Origin of the sequence: Halodesulfovibrio spirochaetisodalis, from assembly GCF_001672295.1 — a bacterium.
Classification (GTDB): domain Bacteria; phylum Desulfobacterota; class Desulfovibrionia; order Desulfovibrionales; family Desulfovibrionaceae; genus Halodesulfovibrio; species Halodesulfovibrio spirochaetisodalis.
In genome coordinates, this window is record NZ_JXMS01000020.1 from 27,964 (window position 1) to 38,968 (window position 11,005).

The window sequence follows — 11,005 nt, forward strand, 5'->3', positions numbered from 1 at the left end:
CGAAAAGGATAACAATCATGGCATTGTTCACTAAAGAAGAAGCGCTTGAGTATCATAAACTCCCTCGCAGGGGGAAAGTTGAAGTAATTCCGGTGAAGCCGTGCGGTTCACAAAAAGACCTCTCTATGGCGTACTCACCGGGTGTTGCAGAAGCATGCAAAGCTATTCATGCAGACCCTGCAGCAGCAGCACTGTACACTGGTAAATCCAACCTTGTAGCTGTTGTTTCCAACGGTACCGCGGTGCTCGGTCTCGGCAATATCGGCCCTCTTGCCGGTAAACCTGTAATGGAAGGTAAGGGTGTTCTCTTCAAGACCTTTGCAGACATCGATGTATTCGACATCAACCTTGATGTAACGGATGCAGATGAGCTTATCCGCATTGTTAAAGCGATGGAGCCGACCTTCGGCGGAATCAACCTCGAAGACATCAAGGCACCGGAGTGCTTCTATATTGAAGAGACTCTAAAAGGGATGATGGACATTCCTGTATTCCATGATGATCAGCACGGGACAGCTGTTATCTCCGGCGCAGGGCTCATCAATGCATGCGAAATTACAAACCGCAAGATTGAAGATTTGAAAGTTGTGGTAGTAGGCGCAGGTGCAGCCGGCATCGCGTGTACCAAGTTCTATGTACAGATGGGCATCGATCCTAAAAACATCTTCATGTTCGATTCCCGAGGGCTTATCCACAAAGGGCGTACCGACCTTAATCCGTTTAAAGCTGAATTTGCACAGGATAAAGACTACGGTTCTCTTGCGGAGGTTATTAAAGGAACCGACTGCTTCCTTGGTCTTTCCAAGAAAGGTCTGCTCACCAAAGATATGGTTCGCTCCATGGCAAAAGATCCTGTTATCTTTGCAATGGCTAATCCAGATCCAGAAATCACCTACGATGACGCAAAAGAAGCCAGCCCTAACTGCATCATGGGCACAGGACGTTCTGACTATCCTAACCAGGTTAACAATGTATCCGGCTTCCCGTTCATCTTCCGTGGCGCACTTGATGTAGGCGCAACCGTTATTAACGAAGAAATGAAAGTAGCCGCAGCTCAGGCTCTTGCTGATCTGGCAAAGGAGCCGGTTCCTAGCGAGATTTGCGATGCCTACGGCGTTAAATCGCTTACCTTCGGTATTGATTACGTAATTCCTAAGCCACTCGACCCACGTGTCCTTGAATGGGAAGTTCCAGCTGTAGCGCAGGCCGCGATGGATTCCGGCGTTGCAACAATGCCTATTCAAGACATGGAAGCGTACAAAAAAGACCTCAAGAATCGTATCGCCGCTTCCCATGAACGAATCGCTCCGTTCGTTGCAAGTTACTTTGACTAATCAATGCCACAGAAAACCGCCTGCAGCGGCAACTGCAGGCGGTTCCTGAAAGCGCGGCCAGCGTTTACACAGCCCGCGCAATATCGTTCCCCCTTAACAGAGGATACGACATGAAAAAATGTATTTTTCTTCTCTCTATTGCAGGCATATTCCTGCTTGCCGGAAGTTCACTGGCCTTTGCAGCGGCTGCACCGGGGGCTGCACCAATTGATGCCTATTTGACCCTCGCAATCCTGTTTGTTGCCGCTATCCTGTTTTTCTCCGATATCATTCCGCTCCCTGTAACAGCAATGCTTGTTCCTGTTTCATTGAGCATGCTTAACATCATCCCTGCAAAAGCTGCTTTTGCAAACTTCGGTAACAAATGGGTTGTTATCTTTATGGCGATGTTTATTGTCGGTGAATCAACCTTTATTACCGGTTTTGCAGATAAAATCGGTAAAGCGACAGTAAAATTATCCAAAGGCAGCGAAATTCGCCTGCTTGTACTGGCTATGTGCTCAGTAGGTATTCTTTCTGCATTCTTATCCAACACAGGGACAACCGTAGTTGCTATTCCTATGATCATGGGAATGTGTGCTTCTGCTAACATCCGCCCGAGTAAAATTCTCATGCCAGTTGCGTTTGCAGCCTCTCTTGGCGGTACCATGACTCTTGTTGGTACTCCACCGAACGGCCTTGTAAACTCAGTACTTGAAAAGATGGGCCCAGCCGGAATCGAACCATTCGGATTCTTTGAATTCGCAAAAATAGGTGCCATCCTCTTTGTTGTCGGCATCTTATACTATACTTTTATTGGACACAAATTCCTGCCAGACAACACAAGTGAATGTGAACAAGCAGAAGTAATGAAACCATCGCGCCCAGAAAAAATGTGGTGGTCACTGCTCATATTCTTCTTTGTAGTTGTAGCCATGGCAACAAAGATTATGCCGCTCGTTACCGCAGCTATGCTCGGTGCCTGTCTGGTCATCATTACAGGCTGTATCACTATGGAAGAAGCATATAAATCTGTAGACTGGACAACAATCTTCCTGTTCGCAGGTATGCTCTCCATGTCTTCTGCCATGAAATCTTCCGGCGCTGCCCAACTTATTGCAGACACGGTAGTTCACTATGTGACAAGCCCGTATGCGCTCCTCGCAGTAGTTTGTGCTGTAACTGCTCTGGTTACAAACTTTATGTCCAACACCGCAACAGCAGCGCTTATGGCACCACTTGCCATTCCTATTGCTGTTAACAGCGGACTTTCCCCGCTCCCACTGGTTATGGGCATTGCAATGTCAGCATCTGCCTGTTTCCTTACACCGGTTGCAACACCGCCGAACACCATTGTGCTCGGACCGGGTAAATATACCTTCAGTCAGTATGTTAAAGCCGGCTGGCCGCTTCAGGTCATCAGCTTTGTCATCATTGTTGCTGTTGTCCCCCTGATCTGGCCGTTCTATCCCGCGGGACAGTAATGTATAGAACAGCAAGCACAACACAGCATCCATCCATAACCATTAACAGCCTGAAACCTCCATAACATCATTCAAACAAAAAAAGCTCACCACGCAGCAAGGGTGAGCTTTTTTATATCAAATTTTTGGATCAAATATACAATCAACATATACAAATAGCAGGTCATATCAACAACCTGCTCACATCACTGGCACTTCGTATAGTTGCTTTGCAATTAACATCCCTGCCATACTGGAATGCTAATATACTTCATCTGCTTGTTTACGTTATAGCGCTGCAACATTGCTTTGGCACCTCTGGACACAACAACGTCTTCTTTAGCAAATGTTGCCTCGGGGGTAGTATTGCTGCGCCCGTCTGCACTGCTCAGAAAAGATGCTGACTGCCAAGCAAGGTTATGCTGACAAAGCTTTTCGTTTGTTTTTTGCTGATTTTCATCCAGCTGCTCTTTCAGCACTTCACTGAAAGATTTTCCGAACTGATTTGATGCTCCAGACAGTTGCATAGCTACCTCACGTAATTAATCCCAGATACTCTCCTATCGTCTTAAAATTCTGTTGCTTAAAAAATATCCTGCTTTGATGTTCACTACAGCAGGCATCCCAATAAAAAAGGCCGCGCATAAAGCGCGGCCTCTGGATAAGCAAAGTGTGCTGTACTCTGTCGTTCAAAACCCGCAGAAAATTCTACGGTAACTTTGAAGGCAACGAGTTACGCAGCTGCTGTTGTGCTTTCTTTCACTGATTTTTCAGGAGAAGCAGCAATGTCTGCAGCAGCAGTAAACAGAACGTCTGTGGAACTGTTAAGAGCAGTTTCAGCGGAGTCCTGAATTACACCGATAATGAAACCGGCAGCAACAACCTGCATGGAGATATCGTTTGGTACACCAAAGAGGCTGCAAGCCAGTGGGATGAGGAGCAAAGAGCCACCTGCAACACCGGAAGCACCACATGCAGAGATAGAAGCAATAAGGCTGAGGAGAAGTGCAGTAGCAATATCAACCTGAATGCCCAGAGTGTGAACAGCAGCAAGCGTCATAACTGTAATGGTAATAGCTGCGCCGCCCATGTTTACTGTCGCGCCGAGAGGAATGGATACAGAGTATGTATCTTCGTGCAGGTCAAGACGTTTACAGAGCTCCATGTTCACCGGAATGTTCGCAGCAGAGCTACGGGTAAAGAATGCGGTGATACCGCTGCCTTTAAGACAGGTGAATACGAGCGGGTACGGATTCTGCTTAGTTTTGAACCATACGATCATAGGGTTCACACCAAGCGCGATAATGGCCATGGACACGAGCAGAACCATAATGAGATGGCTGTAGCCTCCGAGTGCTTCAAAGCCGGTTGTAGCAACAGTGTTGCCTACGAGACCGAAAATACCGAGTGGAGCAAAACGGATAACGAGCTTAACAATACCGGACACACCGTCAGCAAGATCGCTGAGGACTGTCTTGGTTGTTTCTCCAGCATGCTGGAAGAAGAAGCCCAAAGCGATTGCCCATGCTAAGATACCGATAAAGTTACCGGATGCAAGCGCATTGATCGGGTTATCAACAATTTTAAAGAGCAGAGTGTTGAGAACTTCGCCGATACCGCTTGGCGGGGTAGCACTTGTGTCAGTTGCTACGAGTGTCAAAGTTGTTGGAGCAAGGAAGCTCATTACAACAGCAACAAGAGCTGCCATGAATGTACCTACGAGGTACAGACTGATAATGGAACGCATGTTGGTATGCGCACCCTTTTTCTGGTTTGCGATAGACGAGGCGACAATGACAAAAACAAGAATTGGCGCCACAGCTTTCAGAGCTTTAACGAACAAGCTGCCAAGAATGCTGAATGACTTTGCGGCATCCGGAGCAACCATTGCTACGATGACACCGGCACAAATGCCCATCACGATTTGCAGTACTAAACTGCCAGATGCAATTTTTTTTACAATACCCATCATTAGACTCAATCCTTACAAAAATTATCGAACGCTATACACCTAAAGTATGGCTCATAGAAGACGCATCACAAAACTGTCAACATATTATTTTATACCCATAAGCCGTACTTTTATCGTTTTACGTGTAAAAAAAAGTTCTTACGATGTAATCTAACCGTTTTCACCTATACAATAAGAACTCAAAACCACATGTCTCATAATAATACGGACAATATTTTCTCTTTCTCATCCAATCTTCGTAACTTTTTTGACGAAAAAGACAAAATTCGCAAAACTGTTTTTTTTACTTTTTTTGTCTATTTTTCCTCCTCGTTGCTTCAAAAATTCAACTTGATGCCAAGCAGCCAGGCAGCCATGTGCTACCGCTGCTCGACAATGTTCATGAGCACCTCTGTCACAAATTTTCCGCTGTCCTGAATACTCCAGTAATCCACGACGTATCGCTCATACACTTCAGGAGACAGCGTATACCCGTGCTCGGCTGCCCATTTCGTAATTCGTTCATAGGTCTCGGTAATATTTTCATGCGACCCGATATGATAGGCTGAAACCATCATATTTCCACCGAAGTGAGTTTCCTGCTCCGATCTACACTTGCGCAATGTTTTCTGGAGCACCTTTGCAGTATTGCAAGTCCCGTTCATCTTTTCCTTATAATCAGGAAAGCGAATAATCACAGGGCCGGTTATCTCATTTTCAATGGATTCCACATAGTTTGTGAACTCTATGTTTATGATGGACGCTCTGTAATCGTAGGAAAACTCCTGATCAAAAAAGCAGTACGTGCCTTCATCCACAAATTTCACAGAAATATCCTGCACCTTGTAGTGCAGCACGGACTCAGCTTCCAAAACCAAATCATACCAATCCTTTACGGAGGTATAATTCCGGCAGACTTCCTCTTCGACCTGCCGCAGTTCTGTAAGTTTGGATTTAAATGATTCCCTAAGCGTCCGGTAGTCACCACTTTCAATGACTTCCTTCATTTCAGAAAGCTTAAATCCCATCTGCTTGTAGTATTTGATGACCGGTACGGCCAGAAGTGAAGATCGGGAATAGTATCTGTAGTTATTTCCACACGACCTATCAGGTTTTATTATCCCGACCTTATCGTAATGCCGCAGGGCTTTTTTTGATAAGCCGCATATTTTGCTGACTTCTCCAATAGAGTAGCTACTTTTAGTCCTCACAACCACCCTCCCGCTTTGGTACAGCGCAGGTAAACGTAGTACTATGACGGCTGACAGTGAAAATCGAGTTCTCTCCATAACTCATTGCAATCACTGAAAGCCAAGACAACATGTGCAAAGCAACCAGCTACGGCAGCACAGTATATCGGGGTCTGCACTGCTTCATGCTATGCGTATAAAAGCGTCACTCTACAAAATTATAAGTAATCGCTCTTTTGTATTGTCTCTAACACCATGTATTACAAAAATTTATACTAGTTATGTAGTAATAGCGTTACCGGAATATCATATTTTTTCAAGTACCTCACGCAAAATAATCTTGTACATGCTTTTACAGTATTACTGGCATACATTTTCCCAAGATACTTTTGAAAAAAATCCCCCTGATACATTTTTTACAAGCTGCATCAGGGGGAAAAGAAACATTATCAACGTATTTTGCTAACTAACGTACATGCAAAATTAGTCTTTAATGTACTGGTTAATGGTTGCGGCACCATCTTCAGGCGCGCAATAGTACACTCTTAACTCATTCGAAGAGCTCATCTCAAAACGAGTTTCTGCCAACAAACCGTTCGCTTCTGCTGTCATGATTGCTGATGTAAGAGAGTCTTTTTTGAATGCTTTAAAATGACCATAGTCACTCTTCAATGCTTCCATAACGTCATCAACACAAGCATCTTCAACCTGAGTGAAATACTTCAACATTGCATAGTTAAGCGGCTTCATCTTACACCTCTTTTTTCTGTTTGAATAAATCCAGCGGATTCATCGCTACAGTGAAAATACCTGCAACCATCAGAACAGCAGCAGCCCATGCGATCGGAGGCATAGACCAGCCGTCGATACCAAAAGCAATACCGAGAATGATCCAGCAGCAGAACGGTCCCCAGAAAGAGAAGGTGCCGTTGCAGGACATACCGAGTGCAGCGCCGCACATGCCGTTGCCCTGATACCAGAACATGAATGTCAGGTATGCACAAAGTCCGCTGATTACAAACCAGTGAATGGAATCACCAGAGGTAAATGCCTGTGTAACAAGAGCGAGGGAGTCAAGACTGCCGGACATAAGAGCCATTACAGGAATTAAGATAAACAGAGTAGAAAGAGCAGAAGTACTCTGACGGATTGTGATCGCAATCTCTGAGTCAATCATGGATGTGCCGTAACCGCACACACAACCTTCAAAGCCCCAACCTACAGCCGCAAGAAATGCAATGCAGATACCGAGGAACTGCCCCTCAGGAGCTTCACCACCAAGGCTGGTGCTTGCAATCATAAAACTTGCAAGGAAGCAGATAGCAATACCGAGCAGCATACGCGCATTCAGTTCCTGCTTGAACAACACACGACCAAGAATCGCGCCAATGGCAGGGCAAAGAGCACTGATAGGTACAACAATGGAGCCAGCCAGCTGAAGGCCGACAACATATGCAGTTGTTGCAAGCGGACCACCAATAAGTGCTGCCAGAACCATTACAAAGCCCGGTTTAGTTCTGAGACAACGGAAGAAATCACCGAGACGGCCGCGAGCAGCAGCAAGGGAAAGTGCCCATACAGCACTAAAACTGTCGTTTACAGCAGAACCGACAGCGCCAAGAAAATATGTGACAACAAACGCTGATAATCCTGCGGTGTTTGCACCGTACCAGTCAGCCCACACACCTTTTGCCATCCCGAGAGTCAGGAACGCAGTGTACAGGCCATAGAACACACCTGAGAGCAGTGCAATGGTAATGCCTTTTGAACGAAAGCCAGCATCAAGCTTTCGTTTTGCAAGAATGGCCTCTCTGCTTGGTAAAACTACTTCACTCATAGATAAGAACCTTTTTTATTTAAGTTTCTTAATTTCGGTTGCCCATCCATAGGCAACACGCCCTTCATTCATCTCCACATGGCTGAGCATCCAAGCGAGTTGCATCAGTCCGGCGGACCATTGTGAAATGGTAAGGATGTACCTTTGCATATGCCCTCAATCAGGAAAACAGCTTGTTCATACAACTCTTGGCAGGAGAAAAGGCCAACGGCCTGCACACAAATGCCTCCGGTACACAATCGGAGCAGAACAATAATATTACCTGACGATAATGGTCACAGTATGTGGAACTAACAAACCGCACAAAAGATACGGGGCGATTGCACGTTTTGTTATGTATGTATCAGCATTCTTGATCTGTTACAGAATGCATAACATCAGGATATCCGGACTACGCACATGTCCCACAACATGGCATTTCCGGCTTCAGCCGTTCTTCCCGGCAGAAGAAACGGCTGCGCTTACGCTGCTGGCGAATGCAGGTAAATTCCTTTTTCCCGCAAGCCATTAATAAATGTTGTCAGCATTCCCTGCTCATGCAGCACCAGCAACGCTGAGTAAATTAACTCACTGCTTATGCCTTCATCACAGGCTGCAACAGGGACAGGCTTACTGCATTCCTGCGGTGCTGACCCCATCACCACTTCAACTCCGGCAGCAGAAGCAGCATCTTTTGCAGAAGGGGTCAAAATTGTACCGGATTCGACATAAAGTGTTGATTGGCCTTCTTTAACAAGGCATTCAACATCTCTTGCACAAAGAACTTTTTTCATTTCTCCACACCTCCGTCTCTATTTATTCACCCGTCATAAAAAATCTTAATCAACAGGAAGGTCGCAATCTTCATCAATAATGCCAACCACCACGGCATCAACCGGCACGTTGACATCATCAAGCATTCTGCTGGCGGCTGACCCTGTACAGACAATAACCCTGTCACCGATTCCTGCACCGATGGTATCAACAACCATCATGCTCTCTCCGGCACGCGTGCCTCCCACCAGTTCAACAAGCATCAGCTTTAATCCACGCATGGATTCAGCCTTACGGGTGGACCAGACACTGCTGACGAGTTTTGCAACTAACATGCGTTACAGCCTTCCTTAAGTTTGAACTTAATCTCTGCCATTGCGGACTCAACAGAAGCTGTATCGCCCATGATCGCGAGTAAAATCATATTTTGGGGACAACTGCCTTTCACATCTTCCACCACAACTCCGACACTTTTTTCAGCAATATCAGCAGCAACGACCATATCGATCATCTTGCCCTGAATAAGACCTACAGCGTCAAACGGCTCTGTAATTGAAGATTTTCCGGAACCGATGCGACGCAGCAGAATATTCATTGCTCCGGCTGAAGGGGATTTAATTATCCGAAATTCCATGGTTAGTCCTTTTTGACTGTACCTGCTTCAAGCAAATGCCCGATCAGGGCAGAAACACCAAATCCCTTTTTCACACTGACGTTGAAAAACGGTTCTGGCACGCCATATCTACGAAGCTGCTTTTGACAGAACTCTTCATTTTCCGGCTGAACATCACTATGCGTTATAACGCCACTCACAGGACATCCAAACACATCGGCAAGCCCCGGAGCTCCGGCAAAAGAACGCTGTGACCTGCTGACCACAAACAGCACATGGGATGCATTGTTCTGAGCAAGGGAAATCAAGTGGTTGTACATCCATGGATTTTCGAAATATCCACCCGGAACATCCAGAGTATACCTGCTGTACCAAACGTCCTGACGATGCGGTACAGGCGATACTTCCGTACTTTTCTCTTTACCGGAAAGATGCTCTGCATACCGGTTCAACACCACTGCAAGAGAGCTCTTCCCGCAGCCCGTGGCACCTATCAACATTATTCTGCGGTCTGTCATTGCATGCCCTATGAACGGGTAACAGCTCCGGCTGTGAAGCCCATATTGCGGGACAACACATCCACCACTGCCTGCAATGCTGTTTCAACACTTTCCACACTGCCGGTGACAACTACAGACCCTGTAAAACGGTCGAGGAAACCTATTTCCACATCTGCAGTTTTGGTTGCAATATCAGCCGCAATTATCGCGGTCTCAAAAGGAGAAAGAGTTAAAATACCCAACGCACCTTTAGCTTCAACTCCAAGCCTGTCATAAATATCAGGCATGGGCGCTGCAATAACATGGGCAATGGTCACCTGCTTTCCCGGAACAGTTTCCTGAATAATCCGCTCCAGCTCGCGGGATTGATTACTTTGCATTCTCAACACCTTATTATCTGCTTGTGCCAGTGCGATCTCTTCTCAACGGTTAGTGCCGGACTATTGAAACCGGAAAATCATGTGCCTTGAATTGATTCTCAACACGCTCAAGATCGGTTTCGCTCATAGCAAATTCACCGGTCATCGGATATTCCCAACCCAACTGCGCATACTTGTTCACACCCATCTTATGGTACGGAAGCAAGTCAACGCCTTTGAAATTTTTACGTCCGAGGAACGGTTTTAAAAAAGCAATCAGCCCTTCAATATCCTCAGGCGCATCATTCACATCTTTCATCAACGGCAATCTGATCTTAACGTTATGGCGTTTTTCAATAAGTGCCGTAACGTTCTGCAAAATGGTCTCGTTACGCACGCCGGTAAGTTCGTAGTGCTTGTCTGAATTGATGTGCTTGATGTCATACAGGAACAAATCCACAAACTCAGCAGCCTTAAGCACTGCTTCCTGCTTTGCATATCCGCAGGTCTCAATAGCTGTATTGATTCCCCGCTGCTTACAGGTCATCAGCACGTTTGTGGCAAACTCTGGTTGCATCAGCACTTCTCCACCGCCCAGAGTCACACCACCTCCGGATACTTCGTAGAAGGCTCTATCCTCCTCGATAATATCCATCACCTCAGAGATGGCCTTTTTCTCACCGACGACGGAAAGTGCTGATGCAGCACAGACTTTTTCACATTTCCCGCATCCGATGCAGTCAATGCTCCCGTTCATCTCATGCAGCGTACCTCCTGCCCCCATGGAGTGAACTCCAACGGGGCACACAGATGCGCATTTGCCGCAATTGATGCAGAGATCTTTTTTATAAAGAACCTGAAACTTACGTTTCTGGCCTTCGGGGTTTGAGCACCATTTACAACGCAACGGACATCCCTTGAAAAATACGAGGGTTCTAACTCCCGGGCCATCGTACATATTGTATTTCTGGACGTTGAAAATCAGTCCCTTTCGTTCAATCATGTCTGTATTCGCTGTAGTCATGT

14 protein-coding genes are annotated in these 11,005 nt (G+C 46.1%); 2 read left to right on the top strand and 12 right to left on the bottom strand.

Annotation, left to right across the window (positions count from 1 at the left end; all coding sequences use genetic code 11):
* The first annotated feature begins 17 nt into the window (after positions 1 to 17).
* Both SP90_RS11370 and SP90_RS11375 read left to right on the top strand, forming a co-directional pair.
* Entirely contained in the window at positions 18 to 1,334 is a 1,317-nt protein-coding gene (locus SP90_RS11370) for a malic enzyme-like NAD(P)-binding protein (RefSeq protein WP_066856158.1), read from the top strand.
* Positions 1,335 to 1,444: 110 nt separating this feature from the next.
* Entirely contained in the window at positions 1,445 to 2,797 is a 1,353-nt protein-coding gene (locus SP90_RS11375) for an SLC13 family permease (protein WP_066856161.1), read from the top strand.
* A gap of 215 nt (positions 2,798 to 3,012) precedes the next feature.
* Here the strand turns inward: SP90_RS11375 and SP90_RS11380 are convergent, their stop codons facing one another.
* The 12 genes from SP90_RS11380 to cutD all read right to left on the bottom strand — a co-directional run bounded on the left by SP90_RS11380 (position 3,013) and on the right by cutD (position 11,003).
* A complete protein-coding gene (locus tag SP90_RS11380; protein ID WP_066856164.1) occupies positions 3,013 to 3,303 on the bottom strand; it encodes a hypothetical protein in 291 nt (96 codons plus the stop codon).
* A gap of 206 nt (positions 3,304 to 3,509) precedes the next feature.
* Positions 3,510 to 4,748: a serine/threonine transporter SstT gene (sstT, locus tag SP90_RS11385; protein WP_066856167.1), complete on the bottom strand. Its 1,239-nt coding sequence runs from the start codon at positions 4,746 to 4,748 to the stop codon at positions 3,510 to 3,512.
* Between the two features lie 359 nt (positions 4,749 to 5,107).
* Positions 5,108 to 5,938 (bottom strand): MerR family transcriptional regulator, encoded by an 831-nt coding sequence (locus SP90_RS11390; protein WP_066856169.1) that lies wholly within the window; start codon positions 5,936 to 5,938, stop codon positions 5,108 to 5,110.
* A 462-nt stretch (positions 5,939 to 6,400) separates the two neighbouring features.
* The gene (locus SP90_RS11395; protein ID WP_066856172.1) at positions 6,401 to 6,667 is read right to left on the bottom strand and encodes a hypothetical protein; all 267 of its coding nucleotides are present in this window, start codon (positions 6,665 to 6,667) and stop codon (positions 6,401 to 6,403) included.
* A gap of 1 nt (position 6,668) precedes the next feature.
* Positions 6,669 to 7,754: a hypothetical protein gene (locus tag SP90_RS11400; protein ID WP_066856174.1), complete on the bottom strand. Its 1,086-nt coding sequence runs from the start codon at positions 7,752 to 7,754 to the stop codon at positions 6,669 to 6,671.
* Between the two features lie 15 nt (positions 7,755 to 7,769).
* Complete coding sequence (locus SP90_RS16880; protein ID WP_269449356.1) at positions 7,770 to 7,904, bottom strand: hypothetical protein; 135 nt, start codon at positions 7,902 to 7,904, stop codon at positions 7,770 to 7,772.
* 311 nt (positions 7,905 to 8,215) lie between these two features.
* Positions 8,216 to 8,527, bottom strand: a complete 312-nt coding sequence (locus tag SP90_RS11405; RefSeq protein ID WP_066856177.1) for a hypothetical protein — start codon at positions 8,525 to 8,527, stop codon at positions 8,216 to 8,218.
* A 45-nt stretch (positions 8,528 to 8,572) separates the two neighbouring features.
* Positions 8,573 to 8,842, bottom strand: coding sequence for a EutN/CcmL family microcompartment protein (locus SP90_RS11410; RefSeq protein ID WP_066856180.1), 270 nt, complete (start codon positions 8,840 to 8,842; stop codon positions 8,573 to 8,575).
* On the bottom strand, positions 8,836 to 9,141 hold the full coding sequence (locus SP90_RS11415) for a BMC domain protein (protein WP_066856182.1): 306 nt from the start codon (positions 9,139 to 9,141) through the stop codon (positions 8,836 to 8,838). Before SP90_RS11415 ends, SP90_RS11410 begins: the two co-directional genes overlap by 7 nt.
* Before the next feature lie 2 nt (positions 9,142 to 9,143).
* Positions 9,144 to 9,638 (bottom strand): EutP/PduV family microcompartment system protein, encoded by a 495-nt coding sequence (locus SP90_RS11420; protein ID WP_066856185.1) that lies wholly within the window; start codon positions 9,636 to 9,638, stop codon positions 9,144 to 9,146.
* Positions 9,639 to 9,646: 8 nt separating this feature from the next.
* The gene (locus SP90_RS11425; RefSeq protein ID WP_066856188.1) at positions 9,647 to 10,000 is read right to left on the bottom strand and encodes a BMC domain-containing protein; all 354 of its coding nucleotides are present in this window, start codon (positions 9,998 to 10,000) and stop codon (positions 9,647 to 9,649) included.
* A 49-nt stretch (positions 10,001 to 10,049) separates the two neighbouring features.
* The gene (gene cutD / locus SP90_RS11430; RefSeq protein WP_066856192.1) at positions 10,050 to 11,003 is read right to left on the bottom strand and encodes a choline TMA-lyase-activating enzyme; all 954 of its coding nucleotides are present in this window, start codon (positions 11,001 to 11,003) and stop codon (positions 10,050 to 10,052) included.
* Positions 11,004 to 11,005: the final 2 nt, after the last annotated feature.